17 protein-coding genes are annotated in these 17,566 nt (G+C 44.4%); 6 read left to right on the top strand and 11 right to left on the bottom strand.

The window, feature by feature from the left end; all coding sequences use genetic code 11:
* Positions 1–17: 17 nt before the first annotated feature.
* The 6 genes from AC07M6_RS03255 to AC07M6_RS03230 all read right to left on the bottom strand — a co-directional run bounded on the left by AC07M6_RS03255 (position 18) and on the right by AC07M6_RS03230 (position 6,806).
* Positions 18–959, bottom strand: coding sequence for a glycerophosphodiester phosphodiesterase family protein (locus AC07M6_RS03255; protein ID WP_494887478.1), 942 nt, complete (start codon positions 957–959; stop codon positions 18–20).
* 11 nt (positions 960–970) lie between these two features.
* Entirely contained in the window at positions 971–1,561 is a 591-nt protein-coding gene (locus AC07M6_RS03250) for a histidine phosphatase family protein (protein ID WP_494887477.1), read from the bottom strand.
* A complete protein-coding gene (locus tag AC07M6_RS03245) occupies positions 1,554–3,008 on the bottom strand; it encodes an FGGY-family carbohydrate kinase (RefSeq protein ID WP_494887476.1) in 1,455 nt (484 codons plus the stop codon). The genes AC07M6_RS03250 and AC07M6_RS03245 overlap by 8 nt, the downstream gene beginning before the upstream one ends.
* Entirely contained in the window at positions 3,008–4,453 is a 1,446-nt protein-coding gene (locus tag AC07M6_RS03240) for an FGGY-family carbohydrate kinase (RefSeq protein WP_494887475.1), read from the bottom strand. Before AC07M6_RS03240 ends, AC07M6_RS03245 begins: the two co-directional genes overlap by 1 nt.
* Positions 4,454–4,459: 6 nt before the next feature.
* The gene (locus tag AC07M6_RS03235; RefSeq protein ID WP_494887474.1) at positions 4,460–5,431 is read right to left on the bottom strand and encodes an NAD(P)-dependent oxidoreductase; all 972 of its coding nucleotides are present in this window, start codon (positions 5,429–5,431) and stop codon (positions 4,460–4,462) included.
* A gap of 103 nt (positions 5,432–5,534) precedes the next feature.
* Positions 5,535–6,806 carry an MFS transporter gene (locus tag AC07M6_RS03230; RefSeq protein ID WP_494887473.1) on the bottom strand — a complete coding sequence of 424 codons (1,272 nt, stop codon included), beginning with the start codon at positions 6,804–6,806 and terminating at the stop codon, positions 5,535–5,537.
* Positions 6,807–7,063: 257 nt separating this feature from the next.
* Between AC07M6_RS03230 and AC07M6_RS03225 the strand changes: the two genes are divergently transcribed.
* The 4 genes from AC07M6_RS03225 to AC07M6_RS03210 all read left to right on the top strand — a co-directional run bounded on the left by AC07M6_RS03225 (position 7,064) and on the right by AC07M6_RS03210 (position 11,408).
* Positions 7,064–7,828 (top strand): DeoR/GlpR family DNA-binding transcription regulator, encoded by a 765-nt coding sequence (locus tag AC07M6_RS03225; protein ID WP_494887472.1) that lies wholly within the window; start codon positions 7,064–7,066, stop codon positions 7,826–7,828.
* 133 nt (positions 7,829–7,961) lie between these two features.
* On the top strand, positions 7,962–8,375 hold the full coding sequence (locus AC07M6_RS03220) for a response regulator (protein ID WP_494887471.1): 414 nt from the start codon (positions 7,962–7,964) through the stop codon (positions 8,373–8,375).
* A gap of 80 nt (positions 8,376–8,455) precedes the next feature.
* Complete coding sequence (locus AC07M6_RS03215; protein WP_494887470.1) at positions 8,456–9,931, top strand: sensor histidine kinase; 1,476 nt, start codon at positions 8,456–8,458, stop codon at positions 9,929–9,931.
* Between the two features lie 184 nt (positions 9,932–10,115).
* Positions 10,116–11,408: a serine hydrolase domain-containing protein gene (locus AC07M6_RS03210; RefSeq protein WP_494887469.1), complete on the top strand. Its 1,293-nt coding sequence runs from the start codon at positions 10,116–10,118 to the stop codon at positions 11,406–11,408.
* A gap of 90 nt (positions 11,409–11,498) precedes the next feature.
* Here the strand turns inward: AC07M6_RS03210 and AC07M6_RS03205 are convergent, their stop codons facing one another.
* The 3 genes from AC07M6_RS03205 to serC form a co-directional block, all read right to left on the bottom strand.
* Positions 11,499–12,872 carry a S41 family peptidase gene (locus tag AC07M6_RS03205; RefSeq protein WP_494887468.1) on the bottom strand — a complete coding sequence of 458 codons (1,374 nt, stop codon included), beginning with the start codon at positions 12,870–12,872 and terminating at the stop codon, positions 11,499–11,501.
* Between the two features lie 196 nt (positions 12,873–13,068).
* Positions 13,069–14,019 carry a D-2-hydroxyacid dehydrogenase gene (locus tag AC07M6_RS03200; protein WP_494887467.1) on the bottom strand — a complete coding sequence of 317 codons (951 nt, stop codon included), beginning with the start codon at positions 14,017–14,019 and terminating at the stop codon, positions 13,069–13,071.
* 101 nt (positions 14,020–14,120) lie between these two features.
* Complete coding sequence (gene serC, locus AC07M6_RS03195) at positions 14,121–15,191, bottom strand: 3-phosphoserine/phosphohydroxythreonine transaminase (RefSeq protein ID WP_494887466.1); 1,071 nt, start codon at positions 15,189–15,191, stop codon at positions 14,121–14,123.
* A gap of 455 nt (positions 15,192–15,646) precedes the next feature.
* On the opposite strand from serC, the gene AC07M6_RS03190 reads away from it, so the two are divergent.
* The gene (locus AC07M6_RS03190; protein WP_494887465.1) at positions 15,647–16,579 is read left to right on the top strand and encodes an MFS transporter; all 933 of its coding nucleotides are present in this window, start codon (positions 15,647–15,649) and stop codon (positions 16,577–16,579) included.
* Between the two features lie 2 nt (positions 16,580–16,581).
* Positions 16,582–16,887 carry a hypothetical protein gene (locus AC07M6_RS03185; protein ID WP_494887464.1) on the top strand — a complete coding sequence of 102 codons (306 nt, stop codon included), beginning with the start codon at positions 16,582–16,584 and terminating at the stop codon, positions 16,885–16,887.
* Positions 16,888–16,943: 56 nt separating this feature from the next.
* On the opposite strand, the gene gldC is transcribed toward AC07M6_RS03185, so the two are convergent.
* Positions 16,944–17,273: a gliding motility protein GldC gene (gene gldC / locus AC07M6_RS03180; protein ID WP_494887463.1), complete on the bottom strand. Its 330-nt coding sequence runs from the start codon at positions 17,271–17,273 to the stop codon at positions 16,944–16,946.
* A gap of 5 nt (positions 17,274–17,278) precedes the next feature.
* Positions 17,279–17,554, bottom strand: coding sequence for a hypothetical protein (locus AC07M6_RS03175; protein WP_494887462.1), 276 nt, complete (start codon positions 17,552–17,554; stop codon positions 17,279–17,281).
* Positions 17,555–17,566: the final 12 nt, after the last annotated feature.

The raw sequence follows: 17,566 nt of genomic DNA, 5'->3' as shown, positions 1-17,566 counted from the left end.
AACAATCTGATACCGGCTTATTTTATTTTTGCCTTGCCCCAGAATTTTTGCTGATACCCCGATGCCGGCATGATCGATTTGATGGCCTCCGCCACTTCTATCGGCAAATCCGATTCCAGTATATCTGCACCCATGGTAAATGTTTCACGGAAATGCGCCGCGCGCTCGGCCGGGTCTTTCAATTTATCGTAGCTTGGCGCGGCCGATATCATGCACATCACACCTTTGGCATGCAGCAAATCCATTATTTCCTTATTCTCCGGCTTATTTTTGGGGCCTATGTAAGCAATCATATTTTTCCACGGTACGCCTGCTGCTTCGTATTCGTAAAAAGCCTTTTTGGTTAACACAAAAGCCGATAGCATATGATCGGGATTGTCCTTAATGTAAAACATGGCCTGCTTGGCATCATGAACCGTCAGCATAATAAAATCGTTTTTACATTCCTTTATAATTTTGGCGGTCATTTCCAGCGGTACATCCTTATGATCCAGGTTTAATATGGTTTTACCTTTACTCCACAATATCATTTCTTTCAGCGTAGGGATCTTATAGTCGGTCACATTCCCCTGCGGGTCCTTTAGCCTGAACTGCTGTAATTCGGCATAGGTATAGCTATTCAGTTTCCCCTTGCCGGTGGTAGTGCGGCCAAGCGAATCGTCGTGCAGCACTACCACCACGCTATCTTTGGTTAAACGCGGGTCCATTTCAAAAAAGGCCGGGGTATGTTTCAGCGTATTTTGAAAAGTAGCGATACAGTTTTCGGGGTAACCGGGGGTTGTGCCGCCACGGTGACCACTAATAACCGGCATATCTTTACCGGTATGTTTAAAGTACGATTGAAACTCTGCTATATTTTTGAATTTCAGGATATTAATTTCCGTTTGAGCGCTGGCTGTTTTTGCAGCAACGGTGAATAATAAACAGCAAATTATTGGGGTATAAACAAGCCTTTTCATGGTATTGGTATTTATGCGTTTAATTTTTTCAATGTCATTTCTCCCTTGTCATCCAGCTCAAAAAAAGTGATGGCAGAGTTCTCCTGGAATATGCGGCGATAATGCTTTAATTCCATACCTAATTTATAAGCCATATATAAACGGTTGATCCCGTTGTGGCCAACCACTACAATGGTTTCACCCGCGTGTTTTTGCAGCATTTCGGTATAAAAAACATCAACCCGCTTTACAATATCACTGCCTGACTCGCCGGTTGTACCGGCTTTGGCTATAGCAGGGTTCTGCGCCCAATCCTCCCACGATTGAGGGTTTTCGGCCACAAACTCTTCTTTGGTTTTGCCTTCCCAATTGCCAAAATCAACCTCAATAATACGGGCATCGGGTTGCACCTGCTTGCCGGTAGCAATTTTTGCTGTAACCTGCGCGCGTTGCAGCGGCGATGAGTATACCGCGTCTATCTCCACTCCTTTTAACCGCTGATAAACTGATTCGGCCTGCTTAATACCTTTTGCTGTCAGGCCTATATCGGTGCGGCCGCAATAGCGGTTCCCATCAGCATTATAGGATGTTTCGCCATGCCTTAATAAGTATACGCTAAGCATCAAAACCTCCTTTTATATATCCTTTATTTTGCATCACTTTTAAAAATTCCTGGTAATTAGCTTCGTATTTTTCGCTCAATTCCTTTTCAGGATCAATCCGCTTATCTATTACAACCAAAGCCTTCACCGCGTCGATAACCGAATTGAAATATGTTTTTGATGCCGCCAGTACCGCTGCACCAACCGCGCCCGATACATGCTTCATTTTATAAACCGGCTTATTCATTACATTACTGCGGATGGTAAGCCAGGCATTGCTGTTGCTGGCGCCGCCCGCGGTGTAAACCGCGCTCACCTGCTCGCCCGAGAGGTGTTCTATCAATTCGTAAGCATAGCGCTCCATATAAGCAACGCCTTCCATATTAGCCGTAAAGCGCTCTGCTTTACTCAATCCTTCCGGTTCAAAACCGCGCGCCTGCGATGCAATGAACGGGAAACGCTCGCCATCCTGCCTTAAGGGGTAAGCTATGTTCGATGTTGGGATCAGTTTCTCCGCCTCGGCGTTTAAGTTGACCAGGTCATCGCCAAATTCGTTAGTTACCCAATCGGCGCCGGTATTGCTGGCCCCGCCCGGCATCCAGTAGCCTGCAGGGTGCCGGTGACTGTACAAACGCCCCAAAGGATCGAGCACTTCGTTTTTGGTTACACCTTTTATCACCATGGTAGTCCCAATGGTGGTATTCCACTCGCCGGGATTGATAGCCCCCGATGCAATTTGCGATGCGCAGCCATCAGTAATACCCGCCGTAATCTTAACGTTAGACGACAGACCAAGCTTTTGGGCCAGGTCTGCCGAAATAGTGCCTATTACCGTACCCGATGGCACAACCATAGGCAGCCACTCTTTTTTAAGCGGCAGATGGGTATATAAATACCCGGGCCAATTATAATGGCTTACATCATAACCCGATTTAAACGCGTTGGTATAATCGGTTACGCCCCAAACGTTGCTTAACATACCGGTAACATAATCGGCGGCATGGATCCAGCGGGCTAAATCTTTTGCCTTTTCGGGATACGTTTCTACAAACCAAACCATTTTAGCCAGGCCGCTGGAAATGCTGAAAGCCGTATAGCCGCTGTTATGATATTTCAGCGCGGCATCAGTACATTTCTTCGCCTGGGTAACCGAACGTTTATCGCTATACATAATGGCATTGTGCAGCGGTTGATTATTTTTATTTAACGGAATAACGGTCCCCGATGTAGACGTTACAGCGATAGCCTTAATATCCATAGCCGCTTTTTTTGCAGCTTTATTTTGCAGCAAACGGCTAAGCGACGCGTAACAGGCATCCCACCATTCGGCAGGCGATTGCTCCTCGCGCGATTGTTCGTTTAAAGGAAATACCTGTTCTTCCGATGCGATAATAGCCCCTCCTGCATCTATCAGCACCACCCTGGCGCCTTGCGTACCTACATCTATCCCAATAAAATATGGTGCCATTAACTAAATATTTCTTTAAAAGATGAACGGGTATTTTTCCATTGGGCATACAATGTTTTGTAATGCTCCCTTTCGGTTGGTTCAACCACTTCCAGCGTAACTGCGGGCGGTTGTTCTTTACCTAAAGCCTTATTACAGATCAGCACCCCGCCTACTACAGATGATTGACGGTAGCTGTTACGGATCATTACTTTTTTATTGAGCAAAGCCGCTATAAACTGCCTTAAGGTATGGCTTTGTACGCCGCCACCGCAGGCCCATATATAATCCTGCTCATGCGGGCTTACCGAATTCAGCGTTTTATAGTTTTCGCATATACTGCAGGCAATATCCCAAAGGGTGGCCCATACAAAACTGGCCCGCGATAGCTGATGCGATACCGGGGCGTCAAAAATAAACCCGCCTTTGGTCAGCGCCGATTTTTCATCGGCCAGCATAGAACCTAACGAAGCTACGCATTCAAAATCCCTGATTTCGGCAAGTTCCTTTTCAATCACATCATAGCCCTCATTAGGGTAAAAAATTTCTTTCAGCCGCTGATAATTCAAACCGGTTACACCGGCATTGGCTTCAAACATAAAGCTGCTTTCGTCGGTATGGCGGCCTGTCCAGGTGCGCTCCTTTTCGTCGGTAATATAAGCGCCGGTTAGTTTAATAATTGGCGTTGTTGTGCCCGATACAATCACTACATCATTGGTTTCGGGGCGGGTGCTCATAATGGCTAACTGTGTATCGCCGCCGCCAACAATTACCCGGGCGCCGGCAGAGATACCAAGACTTGCGGCCTCATCCGGCTTAACGGTACCCAGGATAGTTCCCGAATCGGTTAGCTTTGGTAATACCGCTGTATTGATATCAAAAACCGCGCACAGATCGGCCGACCATTTTTTTTGAGCTATATCGTACAATAATGTTTCGGATGCCTGCGAATGTTCGTAATGTACAACGCCGCTCAGCATGTATTCAATCCAATCGCTGATACTTAAAAAGGTGGTAAGATCGTTCCAGATATCCTTACGTTTTTCGCGAATCCCTACAATTTTCATAGCCGAAAACAGCGAGGTTGGATATCTGCCGGTTAAGCCATATACATAGCTTTTATCTTTAATTATATGCTCCCATTCACGCCCGCGGTGATCAATATTTGGCAAGCCTATCAGTGATTTGCCGTTTTTATCCAGCAGTACAATTCCTTCACGCTGACTGGTTGCGGTTAATGCCAGTATATCAACATCACCCGCTTGCGCCAGCGCGTTGCGGGTTAAACCGCTCACCTGCTCCCAAAGTTGTTGGGGGTTAAAATATAAAGATTCGGGATAATGCGTGTCTTTATGATAAATGATGTTTTCCCGGTCAATGCCCAGTATTTCACCCGTAAGCGTGGCTACGGCAACACGTACGTTGCCGGTACCAATATCTATAACAATGTATGCTTCTTTTGCCATGCCCGCTTAGGTTGTTTGTGATGCCGCTTGCTTTGATGCAGCCCAGTCAAAAATCCGTTTATTTAAAATTACTACGTGATGGTCTTCAACCTCGTGTGTAGCTCCGGCCGTATGCGGTGTAGCCAGTACATGCGGGTGGTTAATCAGTTTATAATCTGTTTCATCAGGCGGTTCAAAGTCAAATACGTCTAATACCGCTCCCCTGATCAGGTTATTCTCAATCGCGTAAAGCAGGTCGTCGCGCTTCACTACGCTGGCCCGGGCTGTGTTCACAAATATAGCATCCGGCTTCATTTTGGATATTAAGCTTTTGTTAATCATTCCGATGGTTTGATCGTTCACCGGCAAGTGGATCGATACAATGTCGCTATTCTCAAAAACGTCTTCAATGCTTGTTTTCTGATAATCGGGATTGTTTGTTTCCATGTACGGATCGTAAAACTTGATGCTGCACGGAAAGTTTTTCACCATTTCGGCAATCCGCTGACCAACAGCACCAAACCCAACCATGCCGATAGTGCGGCCTGCCATTTCGTTCCCTTTAAATTGCAGATACGAGGTATGCGCGCCTTCGCCCCAGTTTTTACCGGTTAACCATTGCCAGCTTGGGATGGTGTTACGCATCAGGTTAATTACGTTGGCAATAAACATTTCGGCTACGGCCTGCGCGTTACGCGCCGGGGTATGAAAAACCGGGATACCGTTAGCCGCGGCGGCCTCCAGATCAACGTTTGAGGGGGTGCCCCTGCAAACACCTATAAATTGCAGGTTAGGGTGCAAATTAATAACATTGGCGGTTACCAGGTCGTGCTCGGTAATCAAGGCATCGGCCCGGGTATCATCCAGTAGTTGGTTTAGTTCGGTTTCGTTAAAAGCCCGGCCATTCTCTTTCCATTCTTTGTAAATAACTTCTCCAAATTTAGCGGAGAGGATATCCTGCCCTTTTTGATTATAGGGGGCTGTAATTAATATTCTCATGTATATATAATATGACTAACGTATATGCGATTTTTATTTTTTGTACATTCTGAACGCTCCTGCACGGCCTCAACAATTGGGCTTAGCAGGCATGCGCAATCAATTATGCGGTTGCAGCCATTGCTTCCGCATGCGATGTTTTTGCGTTACCCGGAAGTGAAACAAATAAAGTAAGCACGGCCGCTATTACATACAGGCCCGATAAGATCCAGATTACCCCGGTACTCCCTACACTGCCTATAAATAAACCTACAATAGCCGGGCCTACAAATACGGCCAAACCGGCGCCCAGGTTAAGCACAGCCATAGCCGCGCCTTTATCTTTTTTAACCAACGATGGTGTTAAGGCCGTTAACGGCACAAAGCCCGCCAGCAAACAGCCCCATAAGCAACCGCATAGCAATACGATCCAAAAATCGTTGCCAAAAATTACCGGCGAGTAGTAAAACAATAAGGTACTTGCGGCACAGCCGATGCAGCCAAACCAAAATACAGTGTTCTTCCAGCCAAAGGCATCGCCTACAAAACCAAAAATTAAGTTAAATATGATGTTTGATGTAAAAATGGTAGCCCACATTTGAAGCCATTGCGTGGTAGAAAAACCATGCTTTTCCATATAGGTAGGCATAAACACCAGGAATGCAAATTGCGACGTGGTGTTGATGATGCGTATAATACCGCAAAGTAAAACCTTTGGTTCTTCGCGCATAATGGTAAAACCTTTCTTTAGCTCGTCCAGCTTGCTGGTTTTATTGGCAACGGTGCTGGTTTCAAACTTATCGCGGTTAAGCACTAATGCAAAAAACGCGCCCAGCGCCACCCAGAATATCGAACTCCATAAAGTATTTAAATAACCCAAGTGGATAATTGCCCAGCTTGAATAATAAGCGCCAAAAACGTTTAAGCCACCGGTAAATACAAACCAGAACCAGCCGGCAGCCGTACCCAGTTTATTTTGCGGACTGCGATAGCTGATCCAAACCAAAAACGAATAAGCAAACAACGGATAACCAAAACCCCGGATGGCATAGGTAAGCAGCATAATTGGATAATGCAGGTTAGGCAAGCCCAAGCCAACAAAACCCGCCGTACCAATAATGTATAAAAGGATACCGGCAAACATTGTTTTCCGGGGGCCGTAGCTTTCGGTAAGTACGCCCGAAAACCAGGATGATACCGCAATGGTTACACCATAAACGGTGAACAGCAAAGCCGATTCCTGTATATTTAACCCGCGGCCAATAATGTAAGGACTTAACCAGCCCCCCTCAAGCCCGTCGCCCATCATAAATATCAGTATCCCTAAATAACCCCAGGCCAGGTTTTTTGGCATACCGACTTTATCGAATACTGAGTTTTGTTGTTGATTAACCATTTTTTTTCTCTTTTAATTTAGTTTGGTAATTGGTTCAGAAATTACACAGAAGATCAATTGGGAATATCTTTCTGCTGGTTTAATTTAATTACGAATTGTTTCACTTTTATAAAATAAACTTAAACAAATAAAGTATTTTAAATAAAATAAAACAAAATTTAATGAAAATAAATTTTTTGAAATAAAATTATCGTAGGTTTATTTTAAAATTACATTAACAGTAAATTTCATATTTTTAGCCAATAATCCCCTCGTAGATGAAAAATATTACCGACAGACACCGGTTTATTCTTGAAAAATTAAAAAAGGAAGGTAAAGTAGATATTACCGACCTGGTAGAAAAAATGAAGGTTTCGGGTGTAACGATACGTAAAGACCTTAAACTGTTGGAAGATAAGAACCTGCTGTTCCGTACCCGTGGCGGCGGGTCAATCAATAACCCCTATGCCGTTGACCGGCCTATACAGGAGAAAGAGTTCATCAATTCGGACGAGAAAAAAAGAATAGCTAAAGCCGCTATCGAACTGATCGAGCAAACCGATTCGGTTATGATAGGCTCGGGTACTACCGTTTTTGAAGTGGCCCGGGCGCTTAACCCTGCACATCATATAACGGTGATCACCCCTGCTTTAAAGGTTGGTTTAGAATTAAGCGGTAAACCCAATGTTGAGGTTTTGCAATTAGGCGGTATCATCAGGCCCAAATCATCGTCGGTGGCGGGGGCGCATGCCATGCGTGTGCTGGAAGAAATATCCTGCGGTATATTATTTATAGGGGTAGATGGCATCGACCTTGATTTTGGCGTTTCTATATCAAACCTGGCCGAGGCCACCGTAAATCAAAGGATGATAGAAACCGCGCAAACCGTGGTTATTTTGGCCGATAGCACTAAGTTTGACCGCCGTGGCCTGGGCCGCATTTGCAGCCTTGAACAAGTACATTACATTATTACCGATAATAAAGTAGCCGACAGCACTCAGAAAGCCCTTGAAGAAAAGGGCATAAAACTGATCATTGTGTAACACCGAACTAAAACCTGACCATAAATGCCCCGGCTTTGGTTGGGGCATTTTTATTTTACCCCAGCCACATCGGATATTATTACTTGGTGCGATTATTGCAGCATATTGATTACCAATACTTAATCCGTTTATTATGAGCAAACTAATAATGATCGACGATAATCCGATGGAGCATCTGATCATGCAAAGAATGTTTGACCGATATGATCTGTTCCACGATGCCGCCCATGCCCTTGACGGGCAGATGATCATCGACTTTTTTAAGGAAAACCGGCACAATACCGCCGAGTTGCCCGACCTGATCTTCCTGGACCTGAATATGCCCGGGTGCAGTGGTTTTGATTTTATGGAGCAGTTTGAACCGCTCTACATGTCTTTCCGCAAACCGATCAGTATTTACATCGTTTCGTCCTCAATCGACGAAAACGAGAAGCAGCGGGCGCTTGCTTATCCTTTTGTAAAGGAGTTTTTGACGAAGCCCGTAAAAAAAGAAAAACTGGAACAATTGTACACCAGCTATCTTAAAATTAACCGCATAGCGGGGTAATTAGCCGTTTTAATGTGTACTATTGCAGTATGCGCTTTTAAATTTTACCTTATACTAACAACAGTTGCTTTGCAACCATCATGGATTCTAAAAATTTAGAAGAACAGCTGCTCATCGCCCACCGGGAGAAAGACAAGCTGACTACCGATCTGGAACTACAGTATAAAGAAAAGGGAAAGCTGGCTGCCGAATTGATCCTTGCCAATATTGAGCTGGATTTTCAAAATGAAGAAAAGCTGAAACGCGCCCGGGAATTAGACATTGCCAACAAAGAACTTGATTTTCAAAATGAAGAGAAGGCCCGGCGGGCCGCCGAACTGATCATCGCCAACCAGGAGTTACGTTTCCAAAACGCCGAAAAAGCAAAGCGCGCGGCCGAACTGGTGATTGCCTACACGCAATTAGATGTGCAGAACCGCGAACGCGAACAGCGCGACGCGGAACTGATATTAGCCAATACCGAGCTGATATTTCAAAACCGGGAAAAGGAGAAACGCGCCGCCGAACTCATTATCGCCAACAAAGAGCTGATCCTGCAAAATAAATTAAAGGAGAAACTCGCTGCCGAACTGATCATCGCTAATAAAGAACTCGTATTTCAGAACCTGGAAAAAGAAAAACGGGCAAACGAACTGGTTATCGCCAATAAAAAACTGGTATTTGAGAACCAGGAAAAAGGTAAACGCGCGGCCGAGCTGATCATTGCCAATATTGAGCTGGATCTTCAGGATGAGGAAAAAGAAAAGCGCGCGGCCGAACTGATCATTGCGCTAAAGGAACTGAATTTCCAGGACGAAGAAAGAGGCAAGCGCGCTGCCGAACTCATCATCGCCAACCGCGAGGTGCTTCTGCAAAAGCAGGAAAAGGAAAGACGTGCGGCGGCCGAAGCAAAGAAAGATGAGTTTTTTAATATGGTGAGCCATGAATTTAAAACCCCGCTGACCAATATCAAAGCCATCAATCAACTACTGGAGAAGAAAACGGACAAAAAGGATAATATCTACCCCTTTATAGCCAATGCCGGCAACAGCATCAGGCGGTTGGAAAAGCTGATTGAAGACCTGCTGGATGTAACCAAGATCAATTCTGGCCAGATAGATCTGAATATGGCCGCTTTTTATTTTCCCGATGCGCTGACCAACAGCATCGCCAATGTGCAGCTAACCGCTCATCAGCATGAGATCATACTGGAAAACTCGGTCGACCAGCGTTATACCGGCGATCAGTTCCGGATAGAACAGGTAGTGATCAATCTGCTTACCAATGCCATCAAGTACTCGCCCGATGCCAGCCAGATCATCGTCAGTGCAAAAATTGATTCCGGGTTTATTGTAGTCAAGGTACAGGATTTTGGTATTGGCATTGCAAAAAAAGATATCGATCAATTATTCCAGCGCTTTTACCGGGTAAGCGAAACAGCCATGCTGTTCCAGGGCGTAGGTTTGGGGCTGTTCATTGCTGCCGAGATCATTAAAAAGCATAAAGGAACTTTTAATATCGAAAGTGAACCAGATAAAGGCAGCAGCTTTTGTTTTCGCCTGCCCCTGGTCAAGTAAATCCAATCGCACCGAAACAAAATAAAAAATACGCCAAAACCTGTAACCTAATAGCGCTACGTGGTGTTTTTAGCGTATGAAACACACCTTGCTATACCTTATTACAGGCTTGAACCTTCTTTTTTTCAGGCCGCTGCTTACCTCCGCCCAATCCCGGTCTCAATTAAAGCAGATTGATTCCCTTATGCAAACTGCCAATAGCCGTGGGGTTTTTAACGGCACTATACTCATCGCAAAAAAAGGTAAGGTCATTTATCAAAAAGCCTGGGGATTTGCTGATGCAACCAAAACAAAGCCGCTAACCATCGATATGCTTTTTGATATCGGCTCCATCTCAAAGGAGTTCAACGGCGCGGCGATCATGCTGCTGAAAGAACAGGGTAAATTGCAATTGGAAGATCCTGTATCCAAATACATCGCCGGCCTTCCCGTCTGGGCGGATAAGATACAACTGAAGCACTTATTGAATTATACCAGCGGCTTACCCGGTTTCAGCGCACAATCTGATGAAACCGATACCCAATTACTTGCTCACCTGCAAAGCCTGCAAGCGCTCAGCTTTGAACCGGGCACAGCTTATATTTACGCCTACGCCAATGTAGTCCTTCAAAAACGGATCATCGAAAAAGTATCCGGCCTTACCTACGCCGATTTTATCGACCGGTATATTTTTAAGCCCAGTGCTATGGCGCACAGTATCATAGATGCCGATTTAAGCCGACCAGATATAGCCAAGTCATTTGATAATGATTTTAAACCGACGCCCTTTATCCAGCTGGCTACCGGTTTTCCAAGACTAAACGTTACCGATCTTTATACATTTATTACCCGGTTAGAAGATTTTAAGATCATCAGCCGCGAATCATTTAACCAACTGGCGGTAAATTTTCCGGGCGGCGAAAGCAGTCTGGGTACCACAGGATTTGAAAATGGCCAACTTTTGTGGCACCGGCACCAGGGCTCAAACAGCAATTACGAAGCGCTGATTTATACCGACCATGTGCAGGATGTTACATTAATTATGGAAACCAATAACCAGAATTTTAAAGTAGACGCGATAAAGACCGCCGTATTGCATATTTTAAAAGATGAACCATTTACGGTCCCTAAAAAATCGGTTTACCTGGATATCCGCGAAAAAGTATTGAATGATCTGGAGCAAGGCCTGGCCCTTTACCGGGAAATTAGAGCGAACGGACAGGATAAATATGATTTCAGTTTTGAAGCCGGGGACCTGATCAGTACCGGTAAGTACCTGCAGCGGAGAAGCCGTTACGATGATGCCATTCGTATTTACGCGCTTGCCGCGCCTTTATGCACCAGGCCAGCCGATCTTTCTTACGCCAATGAACTAACCGCCGAGTGTTATCTAAAGAAAGGCGATAAAACACTGGCCCGAACCTGGTACACAAAAGCGTTAGAGACAGATCCGGCTAATAAAAACGCAAAAGGAATGCTTAGCACACTTGAGCAATAATCAAAAGATCAGCAGCATTCCGGGCTGCGTAAACAACCTGTGATTGATATGGCTTAAGCTATCCCCTGCCTTAAATGTGATGAATGGTGTTTACTTTACCAGCGTCTTAATAAGCTCGGGGATAGGCTTATCCATATCTACCAGTACATCCGGTTGTAGTATGTTCTCCCCGGTTTTGCCAGCGGGACGGATCCATTCCTTTACACCAAACCTTACATCCAATTTGGTATTAGGCAATTGGGTTGCATATAATTCTCCGAAGTGGTTAGGGTGCCCGTTAGATGGTACCTGACCTATTAGTTCGGCAATATGATTATCCTTAACTATTGTTGCAAACATAATAGCGCTGGAAAAAGTCCCATTGCCAACCATTACATACACCTTGCCTTTAAACCTATCGGGGTTAGGGTTAGAAGGGGGATTATCGGATGAGTCGAAATGAATAACCTGACCCACTGGCTGTGAGGTATAATAGGAATTACTTGCCCCCCACGACTTCATTAAATTCAGGTACTCTTCGCTCCGCTTCCAATTGCATTGATAACTGCGATACGGTTTATCATAAAAATAATCAATCAATATGTTACCCACCTGTGAATTACCACCACTGTTTCTGCTTACATCTATAAAAAGGGTTTTAACCCCATCGGTTTTAATCTGGCGGAATATGCCGGCTATCTGTCGCTTTATCGAATCCAGGTCCTTGTCGTTTCGCGCATCAAAACCCCGGGCATTAATATATCCCGCGTCGCCGTATCGGGTATACGAGAGGCTTTTATCCTGTACACCAGTTTGCCCTGCTTTACGCAATACATAATCCTGCCAAAATTTAAACCGGCCGCCGCTTACATTTATAACTTTCCCGCTTTCGTTTTTAACCTTAAAAGCTGTTGCGGTACCGGGGGTTGATAAGGTGTACAAATAACCAAATTGTTCTAACGCGTTTTGCGCCCGTTGCGATGGGAAGCCAATTGTATAATTTGTGCAACGTGATACCAGCGTGGCTATGGGCTGGCCATCTACCTGAGTAATTATGTCGCCTTTTTGTAAACCGGTATTCGCTATCAGCAACTCATCAACCCGATAGTTATTTCCCTGCTTAATTAATGAAAAAGGCAGGAAAGTTTCTCCATTTTTATACGCGTATGTTTGTAAAGGCGCTGCAATGCTAATCTGCGCATGCTCATCTGATAGTGGCGCCATAGCTGGCTTAATTGTTTTATAAAAAGCAGTCGCCGTCATAGAATCGGTTAATTGCCCGTTAATAAGGTCGAAAACTTTTTCATAATCAGCCCGGGATAGTTCGGTAAAGGGATCGGCATGGGCATTAAATAGCTGCTGTTTTAAAAAAGAGAGGTCAGCCCTGAGTTGCTGGGCCGAAAACTTACGTTCGGGGTTGAGGGTTTGCGCGTAAGTGCTTCCGGTTAGCCATATAAACAAGCAGCAAAGAAAGATTTTTTTCATAATAGTTGATATGATAGAAGATGCAAAACAGCCGTAAAAGGTTGCATTAAATAGCGTAATTGAGGGTTAAGCAGCCAAATTAATGGATTATCATTTGTTTTTACAATAATCAAAAGATCATACAACAAAAAAGGCCCCGGGTTGCCGGGGCCTATATCCCGTTAAGGGATTGTTTTAGAGAATTGTGAGGGTAATGCTATTTGAAATGGTTAATAATCAAACTGGCCAGCTCGGTACCAATGCGCTCCTGCGCTTCGTTGGTAGCCGCACCAATGTGTGGAGTTAATGATATTTTAGGATGTTTCAGCAATGCCTCGTTAGGGGTTGGCTCGTTATCGTAAACGTCCAGTCCGGCAAAACTTACTTTTCCGCTATCTAAAGCAGCAATTAAAGCGGCTTCGTCAATTAAACCACCACGTGAGCAGTTTACAATAGCTACGCCTTTTTTAACTTTTTCAAATTCGGCAGCGCCTAATATTGGTTTTTCAATAAATGGCGTGTGCAGGGTAATAAAATCAGCTTGCGCGATGATCTCGTCCAGGGTAGCGGTTTTTACAGCCACATTAACCTTAGTACCGCCGCAGCCTAAAACAATCTCCACCTCGGGGTTAAAAGGGAACAGGTCATAAGCTAACACGTCCATACCTACACCGATAGCTATCTTAGCAACTTCGCGACCGATACGGCCAAAGCCCATGATGCCAATGGTTTTACCACGCAGCTCGATACCTTTGGCATAAGCCTTTTTCAGGTCGTTAAACTTAGTAGCGCCTTCAATGGGCATCTTACGGTTACTATCCTGCAAAAAGCGGATGCCAGTAAACAGGTGCGCAAAAACCAGTTCGGCAACTGATAAAGATGACGATGCAGGCGTATTATAAGTGGGGATGCCTTTCTCTTTGGCGTACTCTACATCAATATTATCCACACCAACACCACCGCGACCGATCACTTTCAGGTTTGGGGTGGCATCGATAAGGGCCTTGCGTACTTTAGTAGCGCTGCGCACGGTAATTACATCGTACTCGTTTAAACGTGCAGGCAGTTCATCCTGCGGGATGTTATTGGTATCTACTATAAACCCGGCTTCTTCCAGCAATTTCTTGCCTATCGGGTCGATACCATCATTAGCTAATATTTTGATCATTTCTTTTAAATGGAGATTAGTTAATTAGTTGATTAGAGATTAGGGTATGTGTGCCAGAGAAAAGAACTAATCTCTAATCTCTAATCACCAACCTCTAATCACTAAACTTTATTCTTCTCTGCAAACTCCTGCATGGCTTCAATTAAAACGTATACGCTATTAATAGGCAATGCGTTATAAATTGATGCACGGAAACCGCCAACGCTTCTATGGCCTTTAATGCCGTCAATACCGCGTTCTTCGGCAAACTTCAGGAATGGCTTTTCGTGTTCGGGGTTTTCAACCACAAAGCAAACATTCATGTGTGAGCGGTCTTCTACCTTACACACGCCTTTGAATAGCGGGTTACGGTCAATTTCTTCATAAAGTACGGCCGCCTTAGCTTCGTTTTCTTTTTGGATAGCCTCAACACCACCTTTAGCTTTTAACCAGCGCAGGGTAAGCATAGATACGTAAATAGCAAATACCGGCGGGGTATTATACATGGATCCACCTTCAATTAAAGTCTGATAGTTAAACATCGAAGGTATTTTCCTGCCTGTTTTGCCTAACAATTCATCCTTAATAATAACCAGTGTAGTACCGGCAGGGCCCATATTTTTTTGCGCGCCGGCGTAGATCACACCAAAATCGGCCACGTTGATTTTACGGCTGAATATATCCGACGACATATCACAAACTACCGGTATCGGCGATGCCGGAAATTCCTGCAACTGTGTACCGTAAATGGTATTGTTTGATGTAAGATGCAAATACGCGGCATCGGCAGGTATGGTAAAATCTTTAGGGATATAAGTAAAGTTAGCATCCTTAGCGGTTGCAATAACTTCCACATCGCCAAAGTATTTGGCTTCTTTCAATGCTTTGTTAGCCCAAACGCCGCTTTCAACATAAGCAGCTTTGCCACCTTCCGGCAGCAGGTTGTAGGGTACTAAAGCAAATTGAGTGCTGGCACCGCCTTGTAAAAACAATACCGAATAACCTTCGGGTACGCCTAACTCTTCTTTAACAAGTTTAACGGCTTCATCTAAAACAGCCTCAAAATCGGGCGAACGGTGCGATATTTCCAGGATAGATAAACCTATTCCGTTAAAATCGATCACGCCTGCGGCGGCTTGTTTCAGTACCTCATGTGGTAAGATGCCTGGTCCGGCACCAAAATTATGTTTCATGTTATAATTGATTAAATTAAAACCCTTGTTTTTAGCGACCGGGCTTTAAGACGCCCCGAAGGTAAATATTTGAAATATAATTTTGATGATAAATCATATCATTTATTGCAAAAAAAACAGGAATGTGGATAATTTTATAAACCTTTCATAATCTGATAGCTATAAATAGACTATTTCAATAGACATTGTGGGATTTTTTGCAATTATGATAATAGTTTTCAACACATCTATGCCCACCCCCATTTGCTTAGCTTATTGGGGCTAAAGCCATTCTTTTGCATAACGATCCGTTAGCTAAACCTAACGACAATGAATAACATCCATCTGTTCATTGCTGCCCCATTTATGGGGCGGAATAGCTTATTAAGCTTAAGAGGCTTTAGCCAAACGTTAAGACGACAATTTGACTTTTACCTGTCTTTTATATCCATATGGATAAACCTATCTTTGGCTAAATGTTATCCCCTATCCAATTATATAAACAAGCTTATACCGGGCTTTCGCTCAACAGCTGGTACTTATCGGCGGTGATCCTTATCAACCGCAGCGGTACTATGGTTATTCCGTTTATGACCATTTACTGCACGCAGCAATTGCATTTCAGCATTATCCAGGCCGGTTATATTTTAGGGATATTTGGACTTGGATCCATCAGCGGGGCATTTTTAGGCGGCAAACTAACCGATAAATATGGGTTTTATGATGTGCAGGTAGGCGCGTTGTTATTAGGCGGACTGCTGTTTATCCTGTTAGGCTTTCAAAAAACCTTTGTTACCCTGGCCTTATTTACTTTTATACTGAGCCTTTGCAACGAGGCCTTCCGGCCGGCAAACTCTACAGCTATCGCGCATCACAGTTCGCCCGAAACTAAAACACGTTCTTATTCATTAAACCGCCTGGCTATCAACCTGGGCTGGTCTATAGGCGGGGCGCTGGGGGGCTTACTGGCATCAATTAACTATCATCTGCTATTTTGGGTTGATGGCTGTACCAATATATTAGCCGCGTTATTGCTATTAAAACTGCTGCCACGATCGGGATTTAGCAGATCGGGGAAAGTAAGCGGCCCGGGGACGCTGCCTGCATCGGCCTACAAGGACAAGATATACCTGGCATTTATAGTGATGGCGGTTTTATATGCTACCTGTTTTTTTCAGCTATTCACCATCCAGCCCTTGTTTTACAAAACCGAGTGGCATTTTAGCGAACGCTTTATTGGCCTACTCATGGCGCTCAACGGGATCCTGATCGTTGTATTTGAGATGGTGATCATCAATAACCTGGAGGGTAAAAGGCATCCCTTAAATTATATAACTATAGGCGTAGTACTTACCGGCTGCACATTTATGCTGCTGAATTTTTTACCGGCGGGCACCTGGTCGGGGTAATTGTGCTGATACTGATAACCATTGGCGAGATGATGAGCATGCCCTTTATGAACGCCTTTTGGATAGTGCGTACATCCGAACATAACCGCGGGCAATACGCGGCGTTATATTCCATGTCGTGGTCAACCGCGCAGATCTTAGCGCCTACAGTAGGCAGCCAGATTATCCTGTACGGCCATTTTACCATGCTATGGTGGGTATTGGCCGCCATGTGCTTCATATCGGCAACAGGTTTTACCCTGCTCTACCGTTTTGTTAAGTCTGGAGTCTTAAGTCGGAAGTCTTTAGTCCTAAGTTCGAAGTCCTAAGTTTCCGTTTAAAATCCTGACTTAAGACTATAGACTCCAGACTAAGGACTTCCCACTTACCGCGTAATCTCCATTTTTTCGGCAAAGTGGGCGCAGTAATCGCGCAGGTCCTCTATAATATTGGTTTCACCGGTGGCTTTTAAAAAGCTATCGCCAAGGGTCAGCAATGTTTCGTGGAAAAAGCGTTTCATTTCATCAACCGGCATGTCTTTAGTCCACAGGTTAATGTGCATGGTGTTTTTATAGTTATGGTCCCATACGGCCAGATTCATGCCCTTTACGGGGATAGCCTCCTTAGTAGTGGCATCAGTTGATTCCCAGGTAATGGTCTCGGGCAGGTTTTGATCGTCCAAACTAACGATCAGTTTTATTTCAGCAGTTTTCATTTGTATTATTTTCGGACAAGTAAGAATATGATGGTAGCTAAAGCGATAAAGCTTATTTCCACTATCCACAGTTTTTTGGTTTCAGGGAAAAAATTACGAAACATCAGATCAAGCACAAATATCACAAAGGCAAAAAGCAGGAAGATCCAGCTAAGCGTATGGCCTAAATGCAGCTGCTGGTATTGTACACCTGCTATGCTGGCCCCGTTTTTCCACATATACACAGCCAGGATTAAAAAAGCTGTAGTGACGAAGTTTAATGGCGTAATTCTGAATTTCATTTTTATATAAAG

It is taken from the genome of Mucilaginibacter sp. GW821-FHT07H05 (genome assembly GCF_059418485.1).
The sequence above is the reverse complement of the archived record's forward strand: the minus strand, read 5'-3'. Positions and strand labels throughout refer to the sequence as shown.

Coding starts and splice junctions, on each gene's coding strand:
- AC07M6_RS03255 (WP_494887478.1), bottom strand. CDS start 959: ATGAAAAGGCTTGTTTATACCCCAATAATTTGCTGTTTATTATTCACC.
- AC07M6_RS03250 (WP_494887477.1), bottom strand. CDS start 1,561: ATGCTTAGCGTATACTTATTAAGGCATGGCGAAACATCCTATAATGCT.
- AC07M6_RS03245 (WP_494887476.1), bottom strand. CDS start 3,008: ATGGCACCATATTTTATTGGGATAGATGTAGGTACGCAAGGCGCCAGG.
- AC07M6_RS03240 (WP_494887475.1), bottom strand. CDS start 4,453: ATGGCAAAAGAAGCATACATTGTTATAGATATTGGTACCGGCAACGTA.
- AC07M6_RS03235 (WP_494887474.1), bottom strand. CDS start 5,431: ATGAGAATATTAATTACAGCCCCCTATAATCAAAAAGGGCAGGATATC.
- AC07M6_RS03230 (WP_494887473.1), bottom strand. CDS start 6,806: ATGGTTAATCAACAACAAAACTCAGTATTCGATAAAGTCGGTATGCCA.
- AC07M6_RS03225 (WP_494887472.1), top strand. CDS start 7,064: ATGAAAAATATTACCGACAGACACCGGTTTATTCTTGAAAAATTAAAA.
- AC07M6_RS03220 (WP_494887471.1), top strand. CDS start 7,962: ATGAGCAAACTAATAATGATCGACGATAATCCGATGGAGCATCTGATC.
- AC07M6_RS03215 (WP_494887470.1), top strand. CDS start 8,456: ATGGATTCTAAAAATTTAGAAGAACAGCTGCTCATCGCCCACCGGGAG.
- AC07M6_RS03210 (WP_494887469.1), top strand. CDS start 10,116: ATGCAAACTGCCAATAGCCGTGGGGTTTTTAACGGCACTATACTCATC.
- AC07M6_RS03205 (WP_494887468.1), bottom strand. CDS start 12,872: ATGAAAAAAATCTTTCTTTGCTGCTTGTTTATATGGCTAACCGGAAGC.
- AC07M6_RS03200 (WP_494887467.1), bottom strand. CDS start 14,019: ATGATCAAAATATTAGCTAATGATGGTATCGACCCGATAGGCAAGAAA.
- serC (WP_494887466.1), bottom strand. CDS start 15,191: ATGAAACATAATTTTGGTGCCGGACCAGGCATCTTACCACATGAGGTA.
- AC07M6_RS03190 (WP_494887465.1), top strand. CDS start 15,647: ATGTTATCCCCTATCCAATTATATAAACAAGCTTATACCGGGCTTTCG.
- gldC (WP_494887463.1), bottom strand. CDS start 17,273: ATGAAAACTGCTGAAATAAAACTGATCGTTAGTTTGGACGATCAAAAC.
- AC07M6_RS03175 (WP_494887462.1), bottom strand. CDS start 17,554: ATGAAATTCAGAATTACGCCATTAAACTTCGTCACTACAGCTTTTTTA.